Genomic DNA, 23925 nt, shown 5'->3' with positions numbered 1-23925 from the left:
CATCACACGGGGAGGGGCCGAGAACATGAGTGTCGTGCTGCCGGACTGGGCTGACACGTTGTTGGACGTGGTCGGCGTCGCGTGGCCGAACGTGGACGAGGACGCGTACCGCGACATGGCGTCGGCGTTGCGGGAGTTCGCGGACCACGTGGGGGAGGACGCACACGCGGCGAACCTGCACATGCAGCGGTTGCTGTCGTCGGGGCAGGGCTGGGCGATGGAGGCGCTCAGCGAGCACTGGGGCACGGTGAAGGACCGGCACCTGAAGGACCTGGCGTCCGCGGCGCGCACGATCGCGGGGGCGCTCGACTCGGCGGCGACGGCCATCGCGGGGATGAAGGCGGCGGCGCTCGTCCAGCTCGGCTGGCTGGCCGACGAGGCCGGCATCGCGCTGTCGCTGATACCCGTGACGGGCGGTCTGTCCGCCCTGATCGGCGCGGGGGCGATCAAGGTGACGCAGGAGGCGCTGAAGCGCCTGATCAAGGGGGCGATGAAGGAGGCGGTCGGCTACATCGTCTCGGCGATGGCGGAGCCGGCGGTGGCCGCGCTGGAGGGCATGGCCGCCGAGCTGGTGGTGCAGGTGGGGGCCACCGCGCTGGGGATGCAGAACGGGGTGCACGCGGGCGGCATCAAGCAGGCGGGGAAGGAGGGGTTCCACCAGGGGGTGGAGGGCGCGAAGGGGGCGCTGAAGCTGGCGTCGGCGGGCGACGGCCCGGCCGCCGGCGGTCAGGGCGACGTGCAGATCGACCACGCCGAGCACAAGCTCGCGTCGGGGCAGCTCACGACGGTCGCCGGGTCCGTCCACGGCCGGACGAGCGCGAAGCTGCGCCTGGCGAAGCGGCACCACCGCCGTACGCGCGGCAAGGACGAGATCGCGCGGATGGTCGACGCGGTGGCCGACCGGGCCATGGGCGCGCTGGAGAAGGCCACCAAGGGGGTGGGCGATCACCTGGGCAAGGGGCTGCCCAAGGCGGTGGACAACATCTCGCGCCTGCACAAGGGGACCGACCACGACATCAAGGCGGAGCTGGACAAGTTCGGGAAGAGGAACGGCGGTCGCGGCGGGAACCGGCACAAGGGCGGCGGGAACGGCACGGGCCACCGCAAGCCGGAGCCACTGCGGCAGGCGAAGGAGGAGCCGCGCCGCAACGCGGTGTCGCTGGAGAAGAAGACGTGTGCGACGGACCCGGTGGACGTGGCCACCGGCGACATGGTGCTGCCGCAGACCGACATCACGCTGCCGGGCGTGCTGCCGCTGGTGCTGCGGCGGACCCATCTGTCGCGGTACCGGCACGGCCAGTGGTTCGGCCGCAGCTGGGCGTCGACGCTGGACGAACGCCTGGAAGTGGACCGGGTGGACGGGGGCGCGGTGTGGGCCCGCGAGGACGGCTCGCTGCTGATCTACCCGGAGCTGCCGCGCCACCCTGAAGAAACGATTCTCCCGATGGAGGGGCCCCGCCTGCCGCTGTCGTACGGCGGCACGGACGGGGCGGAGACGACGTACCGGATCAGCGACCCGCACACGGGCCTGACCCGCTCGTTCACCGGCAACCCCTACCGCGCCTCTCCCGCTCACTGGCTGACGGAGATCGAGGACCGCAACGGCAACCGCATCACTTTCGCCCGCCGCGGCGACGGCGCCCCGTCGACCGTCACGCACACGGGCGGCTACGTCCTGCTCCTCACCACGGAGGCGGACCGCGTCCACGACCTGTCCCTCCGCACCCCGGACGGCCCGGTCACGGTGCTGCGCTACGGCTACGACGAGGAGGGAAACCTCGACGCGGTCACCAACTCCTCGGGCCTCCCGCTGCGCTTCACGTACGACGAGGACGCCCGCATCACGTCCTGGACGGACCGCAACGACTCCACATACCGCTACGTCTACGACACCACCGGCCGCATCGCCCGCACCACCGGCCCGGAGGGCTACCTCTCGTCGACGTTCACCTACGACGTCCACCCGCAGACCGGGCAACGCATCACCCGCTACACCGATTCCACCTGTGCCACGACCATCTTTCAGATGAACGACGCGTTGCAGGTCGTCGCGGAGACCGACCCGCTGGGGAACACGACGCGTTACGCGTTCGACTCGCAGGACGCACTCCTGTCCCACACCGATGCGCTTGGTCACACCACGCGGTTCGAGAGGGACGCGCACGGAGATCTCGTCGCCATGGTTGCCGCTGACGGCGTGCGGACCACCGCCGTCTACAACGACCTGCGCCTGCCCGTCGAGATCACCGAACGCGGTGGCGCAGCTCACCGCTTCACCTACGACGAGCGAGGAAACCGCACCAGCGCCACCGACCCTGCCGGCGCCACAACCCGCTTCATTCACGACGAGCGCGGCCGCCTGGTGCGCGTGGTCAACGCGGTCGGCGCCGAGACGGTGATCCGCACCGACGGCGCAGGGCTGCCCGTGGAGATCATTGCTCCTGATGGAGCCCGCGCGGTCTTCACGCGGGATGCCTTCGGCAGGGTCGTCACCGCCACCGATGCTCTGGGCGGCACCCTGCGGCAGGGCTGGACGGTGGAGGGGCTGCCCGCCTGGCGGGAACTGCCCGACGGAACCCGTGAGCAGTGGACCTGGGACCCCGAAGGGAACCTTGCCACCCATATCGACCGAATAGGCCAGATCAGCACCCATACGGCCACGCACTTCGACCTGCGGTCAAGCACTCGCACCCGGGACGGCGCCGACCACCGCTTCACCCATGACACCGAGCTACGCCTGACGAAGGTCACCAACGCGCAGGGCCTGGAATGGCACTACACCTACGACGCGGCGGGCCGGCTCGTTGCGGAGACCGACTTCGACGGGCGCACGCTGACCTACGAGCACGACCCGCTGGGCCGCGTCACGCGCCGCACCAACGCTGCCGGGCAAAGCCTGACCTACGAACGCGACGTCCTGGGCCGGGTCGTCCGGCTCATCCACGACGACGGCTCCACCACGATCTTCGAACATGATGAGACCGGCCACGTGGCCCGGATCAGCAACCCGCACGCCGACATCATCTTCGAACGCGACCCGGCCGGCCGGATCGTGTCCGAGACCGTCAACGGCCGCACCCTCACCCACGCCTACGACCCGCTGGGCCGGCGTATCCACCGCCGCACCCCCTCCGGCGCCACCTCCACCCTCGAGTACAGTCACGAGGGTCTCGCCCGCTACCAGGCCGGCGACCACACTTTCCACTTCACCCGCGACGCGCTCGGTCGTGAAACCAAACGCTGCCTGGGCACCCTCACCCTGCATCAAGCCTGGGACCCCGTCGGCCGGATCACCCACCAGGCCATGCAAACGCCCGGCGCAAGCATCCTGGAGCGGACCGTCACCTACCAGGCCGACGGCACCCCCGTGGCCATCGACGACAGCCGCAGCGGCCGACACACCTACACTCTCGACCCGGTCGGCCGCATCACCGCCGTCCAGGCCGATGGATGGAACGAGCGCTACACCTACAACACCGCCGGTGACATCACCCACGCGGAACTCCCCGCCCGCGCCGCGGGCCGCCACACCAGCGGAGAGCGCCACTACATAGGCAGCCGTATCACCCGCGCCGGCCGCACCACCTACACCTACGACGCCCAAGGCCGCACCGTCCAGCGCCAGACCCGCACCCTCAGCGGCAAGCTGCTCACCTGGCACTTCACCTGGAACGCCGAAGACCGCCTCACCCGCGTCACCACACCCACCGGCGAGACATGGGACTACGTCTACGACGGCCTCGGCCGCCGAATAGGCAAGCACCACACCCAAGCCGACGGCCACACCGGCGCCTCCATCCACTACACGTGGGACGGCGGGCAGATCGCCGAGCAGCACGACGGGGCCACCACACTCAGCTGGGACCGTCTCGGCCTCCAGCCGCTCGCACAACGCGAAGCACGCGCAGACGGCAAGGACGCCACCGACCGGCGGTTCTTCGCCATCGTCGCCGACCTCACGGGCAGCCCCAGTGCACTTCTCAGCCCTGACGGCGACACCGCCTGGCGCGCCCGCCCGACCGCCTGGGGCGCGACCCAGTGGAACCGCGACGCAACCGCCTACACCCCGCTGCGCCAGCCCGGGCAGTACTTCGACCCCGAGACCCGGCTGCACTACAACGTCAACCGCTACTACGACCCGGACCTGGGCCGCTACCTCACTCCCGACCCACTCGGGCTGGCACCTGCCGTCAACCACTACGCCTACGTCCCCAACCCCTTCACTCTGTACGACCCGCTCGGGCTCGCCGGCTGCGAGGCAGACCCGACCTGGGGAGGCAGGGTCACCTTCACCCGCGACCAGCACGGCCGGCCCTACGAGATGAATGCCACCATCACGCGCGACATGCTCGACGAGGGCACCAAGGCCCGCGAGGCTCTCCGCCCGCCCGGCTTCCTCGGTGGCTATTACCAGCAGGGACGTGGCCACATGCTCGCCCGTGTGCTCGGCGGCTCCGGCGACACCCTCGACAACCTCTTCACGATCACGCAGAACCCCACCAACCATCCAGAGATGTGGAGGTGGGAAAAGGCCATCTACGACTCAGTCAAGAAGCATGGAGTCGCCACCTACAACGTCTATCTCGAGTACACCGACGACGAGAAGGACTCCGTCCCCAAGCAAATCCAGCTCGAGGCCTACGACCACAAGAACAAGGTCATCGTCGATACGATCCTGTCCAACCCCGCCCACCAGCAGCAACAGCGACACCGCAGAGGACTCCGCCCATGACCCGTATCGACGACCTGTGCCGGATCTGCCCTCCGCCCGGCGGCACGCCGCATGTCGACTGGGCCGCCGTCGAGCACGCCCTCGGCATGCCGTTGCCTGCAGACTACAAACAGCTCGCCGACGCCTACGGCCCTGGTGAGTTCTGCGGGTTCATCCATCTCTACCACCCCCACGCCCCCACCCCTTGGGTGAACCTGACCGGGCCCATGCCGACCACCATCCGGCAACAGCTCCAGCACGACCACGACAGCGGCACTCGCCCCGCCCCGCACGATCCGCAGCACCTTTTCCCTATCGGCGTGACGGACAACGGCGAATACCTCTACTGGATCACCGAACCGCCCATCGCCCCCGACCAGTGGCACGTCGCCCTCACAGAAGCCCGAGGGCCTCTCTGGCACACCCACGAGGGCGGGATCGCCGACTTCCTCGTAGCGGTCCTCACAGGCCGCGAAGAAGTTCCTCTCTTCCCCGAAGACCTCCTCGACCAGGGCGTCTACTTCACCCCCTATGCCCCAGGCCCACCGGAACCGTACGAGGAGCCTGAGGCCAGCGTCGCCATCAGCACCCAGGAGGTCCGCGCCTGGGCCCGCGCCCACGGCTACGACGTCCCTGACCGTGGGCGGATCCCGGGCGCGGTCATCGACGCCTGGAGGGAAGCCCATGGGCAATGACGCAGGTCATGGGGCATCGACCGGAAGGCGCTTGATGTTCTGGGGGCGCAATGACTGGTGAGATGCGGCACGCAGGTGGGCCCGCCGATGGGTGCGCCGCATGTGGTGGCGGGGGTGCGGCCGACGGCGTCGTGGATCGGCAGTGGCGGCATGTGCTGGGGATGGATGCGCAGTTGGTCGAGCCTTCCGTGGTGCGGGCACTCTATGGGCAGCCGCGGTTGCGGGAGTTGTTCCCGGTGGTCAGTCATGGGGTGGTGTACCTGAGTCGTCGGGCCGAGCACCCCTGGACGGACGACGTGCCCGTGCTCCATCGCCGTGCCGGGGGTGGATTCGTGGTCATTCGGCACAGTGACGGCGTCACCCTTGGGGAGTCCGACTCCCTCCAGGAGGCCGTCGGGCTCGTGGTCGGCAACCTTCCGACCGGCTAATTCGGTGGCCTTCCCCCGCCCCCGCAAGGCACGCTGCGGGCATGGACTCCTCCACCGCGCTGCCCGTCGGCACCACCGTCACCGTTGTTCTCACCAAGGCCGGGAAGGTCAAGGTGAGGTATCCCGCCACCGTGGTTTCCGATGACGGGACGCATCTCGTCGTCGAGGCTGCGTGGGCCGGGGACGGGGTGCGGGACTTCGGGTTTGTGCGGTTCGAGGGTGGGGACGTGTTCACCGAGCACTACTGGCGGGACCGGTGGTATGCCGTGAAGGCCGTGCGGGGTGGGGACGGGGTGCTCAAGGGGTGGTACTGCGATGTCACCCGGCCCGCTGATGTCCAGGGGCGCGAGGTCGTCGTCGAGGATCTCGACCTCGATCTGTGGGTTTCCGCCGACCGTGGCACCGTTCTGCGGCTCGACGAGGACGAGTTCGCCGCCAGTGGGCTGGAGGAGCGCGACCCCTGGGCGGCCGCCGCCGCCCGGCGGGCGCTGGACGAGCTGGAGCTCGGCGCCTGGGCCGACGCCGCGTGAGGCTACTCCGGGGCGTACTGGGCCTGCCCCTCGCCCAGTGACCAGTCGGCCGGACCGTTCTCCGTCAGCGTGACGAACACGTTGCGCGGCTCCGTTCCCGCGTACGCCTCGGCCAGTTCCGCGATGCGGCGGTAGAGCGCGCGCTTCTGCTGCGGGGTGCGGCCGGCGCGCAGCGTGATGCGTACGTACACGATGTCGTCGTCCCGCTCGATGCCGAAGTACGTGCCGTGGCGCAGCGTGCCCGTCGTGCCGTCGTGGCTCGTCAGTATCTGGAACAGGTCGTCGGCCGGGATGCCGATCGTCTCCTGCAGCGCCTCGTGCACCGCCCGGCCCAGGGCTTCCAGGCGGTGGGGGCCGGCCCTGAGTGCGTCTATCTGTACCAGTGGCATGCGTACATACTAGTAGGTACAGAGCCCCTGCCGCCTCCGCCCGTGACAGGGTGGGCTCATGAGTGATCATCATGTGAAGCGGGCCTCCGCCCTCGAGCTCGTCCGTGCCGTCGTCGACCCCGGCAGCTGGCGGTCCTGGGACGAGCCCGTTGCCGTGACCACCCCGGACGCCGCCTACCGCGACGACCTGCTCGCCGCCCGCGAGCGGACCGGGCTCGACGAGTCCGTCGTCACCGGCGAGGGGCTGGTGCGGGGGCGGCGGGTCGCGGTGGTGGCCTGTGAGTTCCGGTTCCTGGGCGGGTCCATCGGCGTGGCCGCGGGGGAGCGGCTCGTCCGCGCCGTGGAGCGCGCCACCGAGGAGCGGTTGCCCCTGCTCGCGGCCCCCGCCTCCGGCGGGACCCGGATGCAGGAGGGCACCATCGCCTTCCTCCAGATGGTCAAGGTGGCCGCCGCCATCACCGACCACAAGGCCGCCGGGCTGCCCTATCTGGTCTACCTCCGTCACCCCACCACCGGCGGGGTGCTCGCCTCCTGGGGTTCGCTCGGCCATGTCACCGCCGCCGAGCCCGGCGCCCTCATCGGCTTCCTCGGCCCCCGCGTGCACGAGGCCCTCTACGGTGAGGAGTTCCCCTCCGGCGTCCAGGTGGCCGAGAACCTGCTCGCCCATGGGCTCGTCGATGCCGTGTTGCCTCCCGGCATGCTGAGTGAGCGGGTCGCCACCGCCCTGGCGGTGCTTTGCAAGGACGGGGCGGCCCCGTCCTCCGGTGACCGGCTGCCCGCTTCCCCCTCCGGCCCCGTCCCCTCTGCCGAGGAGTCCATTCGCGCCTCCCGGCGCCCCGGGCGCCCCGGCGTGCGCGAGCTCCTCGCCGCGTGCGCCACCGACATCACGCCCCTCAGCGGCACCGGCGCCGGCGAGCGCGACCCCGGGTTGCTCCTCGCCCTCGCGCACGTCGCCGGTACGCCCTGCGTCGTCCTCGCCCACGACCGCGGAAGCAGCCCCTCCGCGCACGGTCAGGCGCTCGGGCCCGCCGGCCTGCGCGCCGCCCGGCGCGGGATGCGGATCGCCGCGGAACTCGATCTTCCGCTGCTGACCGTCGTCGACACCGCCGGTGCCGCGCTCTCCCGCGAGGCGGAGGAGGGCGGCCTCGCCGGGGAGATCGCGCGCTGCCTCGCCGACCTGGTCAACCTGCCCGCCCCCACCCTCTGCCTGCTGCTCGGCCAGGGCGCCGGGGGAGCGGCCCTCGCCCTGCTGCCGGCCGACCGCGTGGTGGCCGCACGGCACGCCTGGCTCTCGCCGCTGCCGCCCGAGGGCGCCTCCGCCATCCTGCACCGCACCACCGACCGCGCCTACGAGGTGGCCGGGCGGCAGGGGGTGCGCTCCGCCGACCTCTTGGCGAACGGGATCGTGGACCGCATCGTGGAGGAGGGTCCGGACTTCCTTGCGAACCTCGGTCGCGTGCTCGGTGCGGAGCTGGCCGCTCTCCGGTCGCGCGACCGGGACGAGCGGCGCGCGTCGCGTCGTGCGCGCTACCGGCGGCTCGGGACCTCCGCGGCGTCCTCCACGGCGTTCCCTCCCTCGTAGCAGCAGTACGGAGTACGCCGCGCCGGGCCCCCGCCCCACCAGGACGGAGCCCCGGCGCGGCGCACCCCACGGCGACGCAGCGCCGGCCCGCCACACCCGTCACCTGCCGAAAGGTGTCACCGTGCGGCTGTCCCTCCTCGCCCTCAACCCCACCGACTCCGTCACCGAGGGGTTCCTGCCCGCCGCCGCCCGCCTCGGGCTCGACGTCACCCTCCTCACCGACCAGCCCGACGCCCACCGCCGCGCCTACGCGCACACCACCGCGGACCTGCCCCGCCTCACCCTCGTGCCCTGCGACGTCCGCGACTTCCGCGAGGTCGTCGGGCGTCTCACCGCCCTCGCCGCCGCCCTCGGGCCGACCGGTGCTGTCTTCACCAACAGCGACCACCTCCAGACCCAGGCCGCCCTCGCCGCCGACTACCTCGGCCTCCCCGGCAAGGACTGGCGCGCCGCCCTCCGCGTCAAGAACAAGGCCCTGTTCCGGCAGGCCCTGACCGGACCGGACCGGGTCCTCGCCGTCGAAATCCTCCCCGGCGACGCCCCGGACGCCGTGCTCCGCGCCCTCGCCCCCCTCCCCTTCCCCGCCGTCCTCAAGCCCCGCGAGGGCGTCGCCAGCGAGGACGTCGTCCTCGTCACCGGGCCCCGCGAACTCCTCGCCCGCCGCGAAGAGATCCTCGCCCGCCGCCCCGGCGCCGCCCTCGTCGCCGAGGAGTACCTCGACGGCCCCCTGCACACCCTCGAAACCCTCGGCGACGGCCACACCCTGCACGTTCTCGCTGCCTTCCGCACCCGCCTCTCCCCACCGCCGCACTTCGTCGAGGAACGCCTCGACCTCCTCCCCGCCCCGCCCCGCCCGCACACCGGGCACGTCCTGGACCTGCTGCGCGCCCTCGGCGTGGGCTTCGGCGTCTGCCACACCGAGTACGTCGTCCAGGCCGGCCGTGCCCGCCTCGTCGAGGTCAACTACCGCGCCATCGGCGACCAGTGCGACCTCGCCCTGGCCGAAACCCTGCGCATCCCCCTCTTCGAGCACGTGCTGCGCACCCACCTCGGGGAGCCGCTTCCGGCCGAACTCGGTGCGCGCGCGGACGGCCGGGTACGTATCGAGTACGTGTGCGCCCGGCGCGCCGGCACCCTCGTGGCCGCGCCCGGCGCGAGCGACACCGAGCGCGACGGCGTCCGGCTGGTCTACCGGCCGCTGCGCGCGCCCGGCGAGGAACACCCGTACCACCGCACCAACCGCGACTACCTCGGGGTGGTGCGGGCGACCGGTACCGACCAGGACCGGATCGACCGGGCCGTGGCGGACTTCCTGGCTTCCCGGCGATGGGAGATCGTCTGATGAGCACCGCGGCGACGTCCGCGACCGCGCCCGGCGCGGCCGCACCCGGCGCGACGACACCCCCGGCACCGCTGTCCCTCGTGCCCCCACCCGTCACCCCGCCCCCCGACCCCGTCGAGGACGCCCTCGTCCTCCGCGTCCTCAGCACCCTCCTGCGCGAGGACGCCCACGGCCTGCGCACCCGGGCGGCAGGCACCGAGCGGCGCCCCGACGGCGACTGGCTGCGCCTGCCCGTCCCGGGCGAGGCGCTGCTCATGCCCGTGGCGCCCGACGGGTTCCAGTGCGCGATACGGGCCCGCGAGCCCCTGCTGCTCGCCCCCGGCGGACCGGTGCGCGGTCTGCTGCCGGTCCTGGACCGGCTACGGGCGGCGGCACCGCCCGAGGACCGCGCCGGCCACGACGCCTTCGTCACCGAGTGCCGCGAGGCGCTGGCCACGGCCCGGCTGCACGACCGCGCGCGGACGGCGGTCACCGCGCGCCTCGCCGCGACGTACGGGCCCTCGGCCGCCACTTGGACCGGGCCGCGCGCCGCACTCGCCCACGACACCCTCGCCGCCTTCCGCGACCACCCCCTCTACCCCACCGGCCGTGCCCGCGCCGGCCTCACCGAGGAACAACTCCGCAAGCACGCCCCCGAGTTCCACCCCACCTTCGCGCTGCGCTGGCTCGCCCTGCCCCGCGAGGCCGTCACCGGCACCACCACCGGGCTGCCGCCCTGGTGGCCCTCGCCCGCCGCGCTCGGCCTGGACGGGCTCGACGGCACCCACCTCGCCCTGCCCGTGCACCCCCTCACCGCCGGCGACGGCCGGCTCGGCGAGGCCCTGCGCAGCACCGGACTGCTGCCGTCCGCCGTGCTCGCCGCGCGGCCCCGGCTGGAGGTCGTCCCCACCCTCTCCATGCGGACCGTCGCCGTCGCCGCAGACCCCGCCGTCCACCTCAAACTGCCGCTGGCCACCGCCACCCTGGGCCGGCGCAACCGGCGCACGATCAAACCCGGCACCCTGGAGGACGGCGCAGCCGTCCAGCGCCTGCTGGAGACGGTCCTCGCCCGCGAGCCGCGGTTCGCCGGGCGGGTGCTCCTCGCCGACGAGCAGACCCACCTCGGCGCAGGCCACGAACTCCTCGCCGCCCTCGTCCGCCGCCTCCCCGGCGGGCTGCACGGCGCGCACGTCGTGACCGTCGCCGCGCTGCCGGCCCGCGCGCCCGACGGCCGGACGGTCGCCGACGCGCTCGCCGACCGCTACTACGGCGGCTCCCTCGACGCGTTCCTCGACGCCTACTTCACCCTCCTCCTCGACTGGCACGTCACGCTCTTCTCGTACGGCGTGGCCCTGGAGTCGCACCAGCAGAACACCTCCGTCGTCCTCGACGAGGCCGGCGGCCGGACCCGGCTGCGGCTGCTGCTGAAGGACAACGACGGGCCGCGCGTCCACGGCGGCCGGCTCGCGGACCGCCTGGGCGGCGACACGGCCGCCGCGCTGTCCGGCTTCGACGACCGGCGCATCCTGGCCGGCGGCGACGGGCCGGTCGCCGACGTCTTCACCACCATCACCGTCCACCTGTGCGCCGCCGCCCTCGCCCTCGGCCTGGCCCGGCCGGGCCCCGGCGGCCCGGAGCACCGGCTGCGGCAGCTCCGCGACCGCCTGACGGAGGCCGTCGGACGGCTCCCGGCAGACACCGGCAAGGACGCTGCGGCCGTGCTGCGCACCCGCGTCCTGGACGCCCCCCGGCTCCCCGTGAAGGCGATGGTCACGGCCGGCACCCTCCTCGGCAAGGAGCGCTCGGGCGCCGCCGACATCAACAAGCACTACGTCCACGGCCCCAACTACCTGCGCCGGGCCGGTCGGTGACCACGCCGCGCCCCCGCTCCGGCCGGTCCCGCAGGCCCCGCAGGTTTCGCAGTTCCTGCCCGCCCTCCTCCGCCGGAGCCGCCGACATGACGTCCGCACCCCCAGCCCCCGCGACCGTGCCCGCCGCCGGCCGGCTGCCCACCGCCGGCGAGGTCGTGGCCCACACCCTCCTCAACTGCCTGCTGCGCGAGGTGTCCGGCCCCGAGCACCACACCGCCGTCGCCGACGGCCACCTGCTGCTGCGGCTGCCCCGCAGCGGCGTCGTGCTCCGCGTCCGGCTGCGCCGCACCTCCCTCATCGGCGCGCACCGCTTCACCGGTCCCGTCGCCGAGCAGCAGGGCGACGGCGGGTGGGCCACGCTGCCCTGGGAGCGGCTGGCCGCCCGCATCCACCGCGAGCTGGAGCTGCGCACGGGCGTGCGCAACGACGAGTTCCTCGGCCAGGTCGCGGCCGGCCACGCCGGCATCGCCGCCTCCCTCGCCGCCCGCCCCGACGCCGGAGGGGACCCCCTGCACCCCCTGGCCCCCCTGGAACCCCTGGATTACGTCGCCTCCGAGCAGTCGCTCCTCTTCGGCCACCGCTTCCACCCCACCCCCAAGGCCCGCACCGGCGCCCCCGAGGACTGGGCCCGGTACGCCCCCGAGGCCCGCGCCCGCTTCCCCCTCCGCCACCTCGCCGTACGCCACCGCCACGTACGCGAGGAAGCCGTCACCCCCGCCGCCCTGGCCGTCCTCGACCGGCAGGGCACCGTGCCCGCCGGCCACGTCCTGCTGCCCGTCCACCCCTGGCAGTACGCGATGCTGGCCGGTCACCCGGCCCTGCGCGCCGCCCTGGACCGCGGCGACGTGCGCGACCTGGGGGAGCGGGGCCCGGTGTTCCGGCCCACGGCCTCGGTGCGCACCCTCTACGACGGCCACACGTTCCTGAAGGTCAGCCTGAACGTCCGCATCACCAACTGCCTGCGCAAGAACGCCGAGTACGAGCTCTCCGGCGCCGTCGCCCTCACCCGCCTCCTCGAACCCGTCGCCCGCGAGCTGGCCGCGCGCTTCCCCGGCGCCGCCCTGCTGCGCGAACCCGCCTACCGCACGCTCGACGTGGGCTGCCGCGACCTGGCCGAGGGCTTCGGCGTCATCGTCCGCGAGGGCCTCGACGCCCGCCTCGCGCCGGGCCTGACCGCCCTGCTCGCCGCGGCCGTCGCCGACGAGTACCCCACCGGGCCCGCGCAGGCCGGCCGGCTCCTGGCCCGGGCCGGGCACGGCGGCCCGTGCGCGGCCCTGCGCTGGTGGGACGCCTACCTCGACCTGCTCGTCCCGCCGGTGCTGGCCGCCTACGTGGACCACGGCGTCGTCCTGGAGCCGCACCTGCAGAACGTCGTCGTCGGCGTCGACGCCGAGGGCATGCCCCGGCAGGTGCTGCTGCGCGACCTGGAGGGCACCAAGCTGCTGCCGTCCCGCCACGCCGCCGCCCTGGCCGCGCTCGACCCGGACGTCGCCGGCCCCCTCACGTACGACGAGCGGCGCGGCTGGGACCGCGTCGTGTACTGCCTGCTCGTCAACCACCTCGCCGAGATGCTCGCCGCCCTCGCCGACCTCCACCCCCACCTGGAGCCCCGGCTGTGGTCGGGCGTACGGCGCGTACTGGACCGGTGCGCCCGCGCGCACGGCGACCCGCCGGCGCTGCGCGCCCTCGTCGCCGGCGCGCCCCTGCCCGCCAAGGCCAACCTGCTCACGCGCTGGGAGCGCAAGGCCGACCGGCACGCCGGGTACGTGCGCATAGGCTCGCCCCTGGCCTCCGCGCTGCCCCCGCCCTGCCCGCCCTCCGCCGTACGCCCCTGAGCCCGGAGGCCCGTTGTGATCACCCCGCGCGCCGCCGCCCACGCCACCGCGCTGCCGCCCGCCCGGCTGCCCGCGTACGTCCACGACCTGGACGCCCTCGACACGCACGCGCGTGCCGTCCGCGCCGCCCTGCCGCCCGCCGTGGAGCTGTACTACGCGACCAAGGCCAACCCGGCCCCGGAGCTGCTGGCCGTGCTTGCGCCGCACGTCACCGGGTTCGAGGTCGCGTCCGGCGGCGAACTCGCCCACGTCCGCCGTACGGTGCCCGGCCGGCCGGTGGCGTTCGGCGGCCCCGGCAAGACGGAGGACGAACTGCGCCTCGCCCTCGCCCTGGGCGCCGAGCGCCTGCACGTGGAGAGCCCGCACGAGCTGCGGCTGCTCACCGCCCTGGCCCGCGACCACCCCGCCGGCCCCGCCGGCCGGCCCGTGGACGTACTCCTCCGCGTCAACCTCCCCCTGACCGACGGGGAACGCGGCGGCGCAGCCCTGACGATGGGCGGCCGGCCCGGCCCGTTCGGCCTCGACCCGCGCGACGCCGAGGACTGCCTGCGGCTGCTGCGCGCGCCGCTGCGGCTGCGCGGCGTCCACGCCCACCTCGCCAGCGGCCTGGGCGCCGCCGCCCAGCTGGCCGTGGCGCGCCGGGTCACGGCGTGGGCGCGGGACCTGGCCGGCCGGCACGCGCTCCCCGGCCCGCTGGAGGTGAACCTGGGCGGCGGCATGGCCGTCGACTACACCCGGCCGCAGGAGCGGTTCGACTGGGCCGCCTACGGCAAGGGGGTGGCGGACCTGGCGGCCCGCCACCCCGGCACGGTGCTGCGCATCGAGCCCGGCAGGTCGCTGACGGCCTACTGCGGCTGGTACGTCACCGAGGTCCTCGACGTCAAGCACAGCCACGGCCACGCCTTCGCCGTCCTGCGCGGCGGTACGCACCACCTGCGCACCCCGGTGGCCAAGGGCCACGACCAGCCGTTCACGGTGCTGCCCGTGGCCGGCTGGGAGCGGCCCTGGCCGCGGCCCGCCGCGCGGGACGAACCGGTGACCCTGTGCGGGCAGCTGTGCACGCCCAAGGACGTCCTGGCCCGGGACGTGCCGGTGGCGGAGCTGCGGGCGGGGGACCGGGTGGCCTTCGCGCTGGCCGGCGCGTACGCCTGGAACATCTCGCACCACGGCTTCCTGATGCACCCCGCGCCCACCTTCCACTTCCTGCCGAGGGCGGCCCGGACGGCCCGGACGCCGCGGACGGCCTGAAACCGCCCTGCGCATCGGCCTCCGACGAGATTGGATGGTGCATGCACCTATTTCGGCATCCCGTCGAGAGGACACCCCGGCATGTGCGGCATCACCGGATGGATCGCCTACGACCAGGACCTCACCGCCCCCACCGCCCTGCCCGTGCTGGAGGCCATGACCCGCACCATGGAGTGCCGCGGCCCCGACGCCGGCGGCGTCTGGCGCGACACCCACGCCGCGCTGGGCCACCGCCGGCTCGCCGTCATCGACATCGAGGGCGGCCGGCAGCCCATGCTCGCCGAGGACGAGCACGACGGCCGCACCCGCCTCGCCCTCACCTACAGCGGCGAGGTCTACAACTACCGCGAGCTGCGTGCCGAGCTCCGCTCCCTGGGCCACACCTTCCGCACCGACAGCGACACCGAGGTCGTCCTGCGCGCCTACCTCGCCTGGGGCGACTCCTTCACCGAACGCCTCAACGGCATGTACGCCTTCGCCCTGTGGGACCCGCGCACCGAGGAACTCCTCCTCGTCCGCGACCGCATGGGCATCAAACCGCTCTACTACCACCCCACCCCGGACGGCATCCTCTTCGGATCCGAACCCAAGGCCATCCTCGCCCACCCCGCCGTACGGCCCGCCGTCGACCTGGAGGGCATGGCCGAACTGCTCGCCTTCACCAAGACGCCCGGCCACGCCGTCTACCGCGGCATGCGCGAACTGCGCCCCGGCCACACCCTGCGGCTCGGCCGCGCCGGCAGCATCGTGCGCCCCTACTGGCGACTGGAGTCGTACGAGCACACCGACGACACACCGGCCACCGTCCGGCACGTCCGCGAGCTGCTGGAGGACATCGTCGGCCGCCAGCTCGTCGCCGACGTCCCCCTGTGCACCCTGCTCTCCGGCGGCCTCGACTCCTCCGCCATCACCGCCCTCGCCGCCAAGGGCCTCGGCGAGGCCGGCCGCGGCCCGGTGCGCTCCTTCTCCGTCGACTTCACCGGCCACACCGAACACTTCCGGCCCGACCGCCTCCGCCCCACCCCCGACGGCCCCTACGCCCACGCACTCGCCGAGCACGTCGGCTCCGACCACCGCGACATCGTGCTCGACACCGCCGACCTCATGGACCCCGCCCATCGCGCCGCCGTCATCACCGCACGCGACCTGCCCTACGCCGGCTTCGGCGACGGCGACGTCTCCCTCCTCCTGCTCTTCCGCGCCATCCGCGCCCGCTCCACCGTCGCCCTCTCCGGCGAGTCCGCCGACGAGGTCTTCGGCGGCTACCGCTGGTTCCACGACCCCGCCGCCGTCGCCGCCGACACCTTCCCCTGGAGCGCCGACGACGTCGCCGACAGCTTCTCCGGTGCCGGCAGCGGCAGCCGCCTCGCCCTCCTCGCCCCCGGCCTCCTCACCAAGCTCGACCTCCCCGGCTACCAGCGCGCCCGCTACCACGAGGCGCTCGCCGAAGTGCCCCACCTGCCCGGCGAGACCGGCCACCAGAAGCGCATGCGCGAGATCAGCCACCTCCACCTCACCCGGTTCGTGCAGATGCTGCTCGACCGCAAGGACCGCGCCAGCATGGCCACCGGCCTGGAGGTGCGCGTGCCCTTCTGCGACCACCGCCTCGTCACGTACGTCTTCAACACGCCCTGGGCCATGAAGACCTTCGACGGACGCGAGAAGTCCCTCCTCCGCGCCGCCGTCCGCGACCTGCTGCCCGCCTCCGTCGCCGACCGCGTCAAGAGCCCGTACCCCAGCACCCAGGACCCCCGCTACGCCACCGCGCTCCGCGCCGGGCTCCGCGACGTCATGGCCGACCCCGACGCCCCGGTCCGCCCCCTGCTGGACCACGACGCCGTACGGGAGGCCCTCGCCGACGGGGCCGGCGACTCCTTCCGCGCCGCCACCGAGGCCGTCCTCGGCCTCGACATGTGGCTGAGGAGCCACGGCACCGCCCTGGAGCTGTAGGCCCCCGGCCGCCTGCGGGCACGGCGGTGACGCGTGGAGCACAATGGACCCCGTCCGCAGCCCCCAGCCAGGAGTCCCCGCCGTGGCCTTGCAGATCAGCGTCGACCCCGACGCCCCGGAACCGCCCTACGAGCAGATCCGCGCCGGTATCGCCGAGCGCGCCCGCTCCGGCGCGCTCCCGGTGGGCTACAAACTGCCGACCGTACGCGGCTTCGCCGAGGAACTGGGCCTGGCCGCCAACACCGTGGCCAAGGCCTACCGCGCCCTGGAGGCCGACGGCGTCATCGAGACCCGCGGCCGCAACGGCACCTTCGTGGCCGCCCCCGGCGACACCGCCGCCCGCGAGGCCGCGGCCGCCGCCCGCGCCTTCGCCGAGCGCGCCCGCCGCCTCGGCCTCGACCGGGACACGGCCCTCGGCGCCGTCCAGGACGCCCTGCGGGCCGTCTACGGCGACTGAAGGCGCCCCGGGGCCGACCCAGGGCCACCGGGAGCCACTCCAGGGCACGGAGAGCGGCGAAGCCGCCGCACTCCGTTTCCGCCCCGGTTACCCTTGCCATGATGGGACGTCATGGGGGGAGTCGGACGTTGCCGAACCGGGGGCGGGGACGACCACGGGCACCGCGCCGGCGGCCCACCGCCCTGCTCGTGGGCGCCGTCCTCGCCCTGGCCGCGCTGGCCGCGGCCGGCGTGCTGACCCTGCACACCGGCGGGGGCGGCGGCACCGCCCGCGCCCCCGACGCCCGCGCCGCCCGGGTCGGCTGGGGCTTCACCCACACCCAGTACAGCGCCGACCTCGGCCAGGACGCCGCCGTCGGCACGGCGGCACGCACCCTGTCCGCCACCCCCCTCGCACAGAACCAGCACATCATGGGCTGGGGCGCCGACAACCCCGAACCCCGGCGCGGCAAGTACAACTTCGCCGACCTCGACCGGCGCGTGGCCCTCATGCGGAAGACCGGCTCGACCCCCGTCCTCACCCTGTGCTGCGCCCCCGACTGGATGAAGGGCGGCGGCGAACGCACCGACTGGTCCCGCAAGTCGCTGGAGAAGGCGCCCGACCGCGCCCACTACCGCGACTTCGCCCGGCTCGCCGGCGCCGTCGCCGCCCGCTACCCCGACGTGCGCCACTTCATCGTGTGGAACGAACTCAAGGGGTTCTACGACGAGTCGAGGAACCGCTGGGACTACGAGGGCTACACCGAGCTGTACAACCTCGTCTACCGCGCCGTGAAGAAACGCAACCCGCAGGCCCTGGTCGGCGGCCCGTACGTGGTCATGGACAGCGAGGCCCCCGGCACCGGCTCGTACGCCTCCCGCCTCAGCGGCCCCTGGGGCGCCGTCGACCAGCGCGCCCTCGACGTCCTGGAGTACTGGGACGCGCACAAGGAGGGCGCCGACTTCGTCGTCGTCGACGGCGCCAGCTACACCCGCACCGGCAGCCGGCCCGTCCCCGACGAGTTCACCGCCACCCGCAAGTTCGCCGACGTCACCGAGTGGCTGACGCGCACCACCGGACTGCCCGTCTGGTGGGCCGAGTGGTACGTCGAACCCGCCGACGAGCACGACGCCCGCAAGACCTGGACCGAGCCGCACCGCGTCGCCGTCCAGGCCGCCGCCATGATGCAGCTGGCCCGCTCCGGCGCCGCCGGCGCCTTCTACTGGAACCCCGAGGAACAGGGCGCCGACTGTCCCGGATGCCTCTGGCGCAGCACCGAACTGGCCGACGGCGGCAGCCCCTTGCCCATGCTCGACCTGCTGACCCGGTTCGCGCGCGCCTTCCCGCCCGGCACGGCCTACCGCGACGCCGACGTCTCCGGCAAGGACGCCGACCGGGTACGCGTGCTCGCCGCCGGCAGCACGGCGCTGGCCGTCAACACGCAGGACCGCCCCGTCACCGCCCAGGTGGACGGCCGGGCCCTGGACCTGGGGGCCTGGGAAGTCCGCTGGCTCTGACCGATTCCCCGCCCCCGCCGGTGGCAACACTTCCCTCGGTCCGACCGACGGAAAGGGAGACCGCGATGGACGGCAACACCGGCCAGGCCCTGGTCATCGTCGACGCCGACGGCAACTACTACGTGCTGCCCCGCGAGGTGGTCCAGACGGCCAAGGCCGACCCGGCGTCCCGCGCCGCCATCGAGCAGCACCTCGACGGGCACGACCCCGTACCGCTCGCGGGCGGCTACTCCTTCGCCGGAGTGCTGCGGCTGCCGCCCGGCAGCGAACTCGCCCACTACTCGCCCGAACCCTGCTGGCCCGTCGCCACCACCGGCTGACGCGCCGCACGACCCATGACCGGCGCCCCCGGCACCACCCCGTTGCTGCACCGCACCGCCGTCACACCCGCCGAACGACGGGACTGGGCGGCCCACGGCCACGTCGCGCTGCCCGGCCTGTGGGGCCCCGGCCTCGCCCGCGACCTGGCCGCCGAATGCCGGGCCCGGCACGCCGCCGCCGGCGTCCCCCGCGGCGGCCCCCGCACCCCCGTCTCCGCCCGCCGCGCCCCGCGCCGCGCCACCCCCGCCGCCGGCGGGCCGCTGCTGGCCCGCATCCACCTGGAGCTGACCGGCCCCGCCCGCGCCCTGACCGGCCGCCTCCTCGTGCCCACCTTCGCCGCCTACGGCTACTACGAGCACGACGACGAGGTGTTCCTGCACATCGACACCGAGCTGTGCGAACTCACCCTGCTCACCACCGCGGCCGGCCGCGTCGGCCCCCTCCACCTCCACCCCGGCCTGACCGGCGCCTCCATGGCCGAACTGGGCGCGCTGGAGAGCGACCCCGCCTGGGACCGCGCCGGCGGCACCCCCGTGACGTACCCGGCGACCGGGGTCACCGCGCTCGACGGCCGCCGCCTGCCGCACCACCGGCCCGGCCGCCCCACAGGGGAACTGAGCGCGGTGGCCGCCTTCTGCTACCGCTCCCTCTTCTGACCCCGCCGCTGCCGTTGCCGGACTACGCCATCGTGGCCAGCCGCCACACCAGCGCCCCCAGCACCAGCGCCAGCAGCGGCATCGCGAACCAGAACGACATCTGGAGCCACCGCAGCTGCCGCACCCCCGGCCGCACCCCGACCCGCACCAGTTCCCGGACCGTCAGCAGCACCACCAGCACCGCCGCCGCCAGGCCACCGGCCACCGACACCGGCGTCCACGTCACCCGCGGCCCGGCCGGCCCCGGCCGCGGCTCCGCCGCCTGCCCCGCCGGCGGCTCCCGCAGCACGTACAGGGCGGCGTCGCCGTTGCCCAGCACCCGGCGCAGGTCGGACCGGGCGTCGAGCGCGGCCCGCAGCCGCTGCTCCCAGCCGGGCGCGTACCCGGCGCTCAGCTCCAGGTACTCGGCCTGGCCCCGGCCGACGACCAGGTAGCCGTTGGGCCCGGCCTTCCGCAACGCGTCGACCAGCCCGGAGACCCGGCCGGGGTCGCGGGGGGCCGGCGTGGGCTCGTACAGCACCCGTTCCATGTCACGCGCGCCCCAGGGCAGGGCGGGGGTGACGTCCGTGCGCGGGTCCTTGCTCAGCCACAGCAGGCGGGCGGTGGGGCGGTCGTGCCGGTAGACGTAGTCCATGGCCGCGACCTCGCCGCGGCGCACCTGCTCGAACGGCTCGTTGCCCCAGCGCGCCACGAGGAACCCCATGAGCAGCACCAGCCCGGCGAGCAGCGCCGCACCCGTGGCGCGCCGGAGCGGCCGCCGGCCGGTCTCCGGCTTGGGGAACAGGGCCAGCGCCGCCAGGGCGCAGGCGCCGGGCAGGGCGAAGAGGAAGACGCGCAGGGCCACTTCGCCGCCGTAGGACTGCATGCCGAAGGCGAGGAACGGCACGCAGGCGAGGACAGTCAGGGTGACGTCGTGCAGCCCGGCGCGGCGCCGCCGCCACCAGCCGAGCGCCGCCAGGCCCAGCACCCCGGCGGCCAGGGCGACGCGGACGTACAGCACGGCCTTGTGCGTGGCGCTGCCGCCCTCGATACGGCCGGAGACGGACGAGGAGACGTTGCCGCCCAGGGAGCCGAGGCCGCCGAAGAGGTCGTCGAAGTGGCCCGACCAGTACGGTTCGGCCAGGAAGCCCACCCACACCGCGAGCACCACGCAGCACAGCAGCGGCAGCCCGGTGGGCGTCAGCCGCCGGTCCAGGACGAGCGCGGTGAGCACCCCCAGCATGACGAACGGCGTCAGCTGGTGGCCGGCCACGGACGCGGTGAACAGGGCGATCAGCAGGCCCATGAGGACGGCGGCGGTGCCCCGGCCCACCGGGGCCACTTCCCGCTCGCCCGGCATCAGCCGCCCGGACAGCGGGCGCGGCCAGCGGAACCACATCAGCAGCACGGCCACGAACAGCACGTAGAAGAGGTAGTTGAGCGACTGCGGCGAGAAGTAGTCCTGCCCCACCCAGCCGCACAGCACGAACAGCCAGGCCGCCGTCCACCGGGCCCGCCGGCCGGCCCGGACCGTGCGCAGCAGCAGCCACAGCGGCGCCAGGCACAGCAGCTGCATCACCACCGGCCACCAGCGCAGCACCCCGGTCAGGTCGTCCGCCCCGCAGGCCCGCGCCACGAACGCGGCCAGCGCGAAGAACCCGGGCCAGCTCCAGCGGGCGTCCAGGTCGGGGGCGGCCACACCGGTGCGGGCGATGTAGTCGAGGAAGCCCAGGTGCTGCCAGGCGGTGGCGAACCGCGGCCGGTCCTCCAGGACGGCCGGCAGGGCGTGCAGCGAGACCACCGTGGCCAGCAGGACCGCCGGCAGCAGCCACCGCCCCGGGCGCGGCAGCCACAGGGCCGCGGCGAAGCTCGCCACCAGCAGCCCGGCGCCCAGCAGCGTGGCCACCGGGAGGACGGACACCAGCCCGAAGCCGCCCATGTCGTCCAGCGCCACCGTGCCGACGGCGCCCAGCGGCAGCCAGTACAGCGCGAGCGCCGCCGCCAGCAGCCCCCAGACCGCCGCCTCGGGGGTGCGCCACCACGGGCGGGCGGCGGACCGCGGCCGGCCGGCCGCCGGCGGCCCCGGCACCGGGCGCACGTCGGGGCGCCGCTCGGGGTGGTCGAGGTCCACCCGGACGCCCAGCGGCAGCGTGTCCGGATCGAGGGCCGGGCGCAGCGCCCAGCGGCCGAACAGGCCGCGCCGGGCCGGCCCGGCGGGCCCGCCGTCGCCCCGGTCGCCGTGCACCGCCAGGTCCGCCAGGTCGCCGTCGGGCGGGGTGTTCTCGGCGGCCGTGGACACCGGCCGGGCGGCGGGCGCGGGACGGGCGGCCGGCGCGGGGCGGGGGGCCGCCTTCAGCACGCCGCGCAGTTTCACCGCGGCGATGCCGGTGATGACCGTCAGGCTGCTGATCTCCGCCACGCCCGCGCCCGTCAGCCCCATGCGCGGCAGCAGCACCAGCGTCAGGCCCAGCACCAGGACGCACAGCCCGCCCTGGAGCCAGGCCAGCCCGGCCGTGCGGCTCTGTGCCCGCAGCGTCGCGAAGTAGACCTCCATCACCACCCGCAGCGCCGCCCCCACGGCGAACCAGCGCAGCAGCGGCGTGGCCTGGTGCGCGTAGCCCGGCCCGAACACGCCCAGCACGTACGGGGCGAGGAGGAACATCAGCACGCAGACCGGCACCATGATGCGGGCCATCCGGCGCAGCGCCGCACGGCAGTTCTCCGCCAGGCAGGCCGGGTCGTGGGAGCCCTCGACGGTCAGCGACGCGCCCATGTTGACCGCCAGCAGGTTGACCGTGCCGGCGATGGTGGAGGTGATGTAGAAGTAGGCGTTGTCGGCCGGGCTGACCTGGGCGGCCACGATCACCGGCACCAGGTAGACCACGGCCAGCGAGAACAGGGAGCCGGTGCAGTCGCCGGCCAGGAACCGGCCGATCTCCCGGTACGAGGCGGGCCGCGCGGTCTTCTCCGTACGGAGGGTGTGCGCGGGCACCAGGCGGCGGAACACCAGCCAGCCCAGCGGCAGCACCGACACGGCGATCGACACCACCCACGACACGTACACGCCCGTCAGGGGCAGCACCCCGGCCAGCCCCACCAACAGGGCCAGCTTCACGGCGGAGAACGCCGTGTTGCCCACGGGCACCCACACGGCGCTGCGCAGCCCGGTGAGCACCCCGTCCTGGAGCGTCAGCAGCGACCAGGCGACCACGGACGCCACGAACGCCGGCCCCGGCAGCCAGCCGTGCAGGAAGTGGTACGAGGGCCCCCACAGGTCCAGCGTGAGCAGGAACCCCCCGGCGGCGACCGCCACCAGCACGGAGCTGCCGGCGTACGTCCGCAGCACCAGCGCGCGCGTGGTGCGCCCGGCGACGGGGATGAAGCGGGCCAGCGCGCCGGTGAGGGTGACGGCGGTGATCCCGGCGAGCAGCTTCATCGCGGCGATGGCCGCCGACCCCTGGCCGACCGCGTCCTCCGTGTAGTGCCGGGCGGCGGCCAGCCAGTACCCCAGGCCGAGAACGGCGCTGACGCCCGTGTTGAGCATCAGCGCGTAGGCGTTGCGGAAGAGCGGGCTGCCGCCCCTGCCCCGGCCCGGGAGCCGCAGCCGGCGCGCGGGGGGCGCCGCCGCTTGCTCCTCGGCCCGGGTGGAGGTGTCAGACACAGGCTTCGATCGCTTTCGTCAGGGCGCGGCGGCTTCTGCGGACGACGGCGTACCCCTTCGTCAGGGCCCGGTCCCGGGCGAAGAGCCGGCCGAGCGCGCGGCCCTCGACGAGCCGTGCGAACTCGGCGTCCGTCGTGGAGCGGCGCACCGTCACCCGACGCAGGGCGTGGGGCCCCTGGCGGCGGGCGGCCAGCGCGTTGCCCACGGCGAGCGACACCCCGAACCCGGCCGCGCGCACCGTATCGCGCACCCGGCGGCTGGAGTAGCCGTACGGGTAGGCGAACGACACGGGTGGGTGACCCAGCTCGTCCGTCAGCAGGTCGCGGCAGTGCTCCACCTCGAAGCGCAGCCGGCCGGTGGTGAGCTGGTCGAGCTGGGGGTGGGTGTGGCTGTGCCCGCCGATCTCCCAGCCGGCCGCGGCCAGCTCCCGCAGCTGCCCCCAGTCGAGCATCAGGTCGAGGGCGCCGGGGGTCTCATGCGCGCCGCGCAGCCAGCCGGTGGAGGCGAACAGCGTGGCGGTGAAGCCGTGCCCGGCGAGCACGGGGAGGGCGTGCCGGTGCACGCCCTCGTAGCCGTCGTCGAAGGTGATGAGCACCGGTCTGGGGGGCAGCGGACGGCCGCCGCGCCAGGCGGCGGCCAGCTGGGCGGTGGTCAGGGGGGTGAAGCCGCGGTCGGCGAGGAGCGCCATCTGCCCGGCGAAGGCGCCGGGGGAGACCGACAGGCCGTACGTCGCGCGGGCGGGGGAGTGGGCCACCGCGTGGTACATCAGCACCGGCAGCCCGTCCCCCGCTCCTG

Annotated in this window: 17 protein-coding genes; 14 read left to right on the top strand and 3 right to left on the bottom strand. The window is 74.3% G+C overall.

What is annotated here, in order from left to right:
* Nucleotides 1-25: 25 nt before the first annotated feature.
* From IE305_RS11320 to IE305_RS11310, 4 genes are read left to right on the top strand one after another with little or no spacing between them, the layout of a single operon-like run.
* Nucleotides 26-4732, top strand: a complete 4707-nt coding sequence (locus tag IE305_RS11320; RefSeq protein ID WP_190129370.1) for a DUF6531 domain-containing protein — start codon at nucleotides 26-28, stop codon at nucleotides 4730-4732.
* Nucleotides 4729-5406 (top strand): Lsr2 family DNA-binding protein, encoded by a 678-nt coding sequence (locus IE305_RS11315; RefSeq protein WP_190129369.1) that lies wholly within the window; start codon nucleotides 4729-4731, stop codon nucleotides 5404-5406. Before IE305_RS11320 ends, IE305_RS11315 begins: the two co-directional genes overlap by 4 nt.
* 50 nt (nucleotides 5407-5456) lie before the next feature.
* Nucleotides 5457-5834 (top strand): DUF6193 family natural product biosynthesis protein, encoded by a 378-nt coding sequence (locus IE305_RS32930; RefSeq protein ID WP_308440242.1) that lies wholly within the window; start codon nucleotides 5457-5459, stop codon nucleotides 5832-5834.
* Nucleotides 5835-5875: 41 nt separating this feature from the next.
* Nucleotides 5876-6364 carry a ribonuclease FAU-1 family protein gene (locus IE305_RS11310; RefSeq protein ID WP_190129368.1) on the top strand — a complete coding sequence of 163 codons (489 nt, stop codon included), beginning with the start codon at nucleotides 5876-5878 and terminating at the stop codon, nucleotides 6362-6364.
* A gap of 2 nt (nucleotides 6365-6366) precedes the next feature.
* Here the strand turns inward: IE305_RS11310 and IE305_RS11305 are convergent, their stop codons facing one another.
* The gene (locus IE305_RS11305; protein ID WP_190129367.1) at nucleotides 6367-6753 is read right to left on the bottom strand and encodes a tautomerase family protein; all 387 of its coding nucleotides are present in this window, start codon (nucleotides 6751-6753) and stop codon (nucleotides 6367-6369) included.
* 58 nt (nucleotides 6754-6811) lie between these two features.
* On the opposite strand from IE305_RS11305, the gene IE305_RS11300 reads away from it, so the two are divergent.
* From IE305_RS11300 to IE305_RS11255, 10 genes are all read left to right on the top strand, one after another.
* Nucleotides 6812-8335, top strand: a complete 1524-nt coding sequence (locus IE305_RS11300; RefSeq protein ID WP_190129366.1) for a carboxyl transferase domain-containing protein — start codon at nucleotides 6812-6814, stop codon at nucleotides 8333-8335.
* Nucleotides 8336-8456: 121 nt separating this feature from the next.
* Complete coding sequence (locus IE305_RS11295; RefSeq protein WP_190129365.1) at nucleotides 8457-9677, top strand: ATP-grasp domain-containing protein; 1221 nt, start codon at nucleotides 8457-8459, stop codon at nucleotides 9675-9677.
* Nucleotides 9677-11527, top strand: a complete 1851-nt coding sequence (locus tag IE305_RS11290; protein ID WP_190129364.1) for an IucA/IucC family protein — start codon at nucleotides 9677-9679, stop codon at nucleotides 11525-11527. Before IE305_RS11295 ends, IE305_RS11290 begins: the two co-directional genes overlap by 1 nt.
* A gap of 86 nt (nucleotides 11528-11613) precedes the next feature.
* Nucleotides 11614-13362: an IucA/IucC family protein gene (locus IE305_RS11285; RefSeq protein WP_190129363.1), complete on the top strand. Its 1749-nt coding sequence runs from the start codon at nucleotides 11614-11616 to the stop codon at nucleotides 13360-13362.
* Nucleotides 13363-13377: 15 nt separating this feature from the next.
* Nucleotides 13378-14610: a type III PLP-dependent enzyme gene (locus tag IE305_RS11280; RefSeq protein WP_190129362.1), complete on the top strand. Its 1233-nt coding sequence runs from the start codon at nucleotides 13378-13380 to the stop codon at nucleotides 14608-14610.
* An 81-nt stretch (nucleotides 14611-14691) separates the two neighbouring features.
* Nucleotides 14692-16560: an asparagine synthase (glutamine-hydrolyzing) gene (gene asnB, locus IE305_RS11275; protein ID WP_190129361.1), complete on the top strand. Its 1869-nt coding sequence runs from the start codon at nucleotides 14692-14694 to the stop codon at nucleotides 16558-16560.
* A gap of 82 nt (nucleotides 16561-16642) precedes the next feature.
* A complete protein-coding gene (locus IE305_RS11270; RefSeq protein ID WP_190129360.1) occupies nucleotides 16643-17017 on the top strand; it encodes a GntR family transcriptional regulator in 375 nt (124 codons plus the stop codon).
* Nucleotides 17018-17118: 101 nt separating this feature from the next.
* The gene (locus IE305_RS11265; RefSeq protein ID WP_190129466.1) at nucleotides 17119-18513 is read left to right on the top strand and encodes a xylan 1,4-beta-xylosidase; all 1395 of its coding nucleotides are present in this window, start codon (nucleotides 17119-17121) and stop codon (nucleotides 18511-18513) included.
* Between the two features lie 65 nt (nucleotides 18514-18578).
* The gene (locus tag IE305_RS11260) at nucleotides 18579-18833 is read left to right on the top strand and encodes a hypothetical protein (protein ID WP_190129359.1); all 255 of its coding nucleotides are present in this window, start codon (nucleotides 18579-18581) and stop codon (nucleotides 18831-18833) included.
* 15 nt (nucleotides 18834-18848) lie between these two features.
* The gene (locus IE305_RS11255) at nucleotides 18849-19490 is read left to right on the top strand and encodes a hypothetical protein (RefSeq protein ID WP_190129358.1); all 642 of its coding nucleotides are present in this window, start codon (nucleotides 18849-18851) and stop codon (nucleotides 19488-19490) included.
* 22 nt (nucleotides 19491-19512) lie between these two features.
* Here IE305_RS11255 and IE305_RS11250 read toward each other — a convergent pair whose 3' ends face one another.
* Nucleotides 19513-23130, bottom strand: a complete 3618-nt coding sequence (locus IE305_RS11250; RefSeq protein ID WP_190129357.1) for a lipopolysaccharide biosynthesis protein — start codon at nucleotides 23128-23130, stop codon at nucleotides 19513-19515.
* Nucleotides 23123-23896, bottom strand: a complete 774-nt coding sequence (locus IE305_RS11245; protein WP_190129465.1) for a polysaccharide deacetylase family protein — start codon at nucleotides 23894-23896, stop codon at nucleotides 23123-23125. The genes IE305_RS11250 and IE305_RS11245 overlap by 8 nt, the downstream gene beginning before the upstream one ends.
* Nucleotides 23897-23925: the final 29 nt, after the last annotated feature.

The sequence above is a fragment of the Streptomyces mashuensis genome (assembly GCF_014654785.1).
GTDB classification, from domain to species: domain Bacteria; phylum Actinomycetota; class Actinomycetes; order Streptomycetales; family Streptomycetaceae; genus Streptomyces; species Streptomyces mashuensis.
This window is presented reverse-complemented; position numbering and strand designations above follow the sequence as displayed.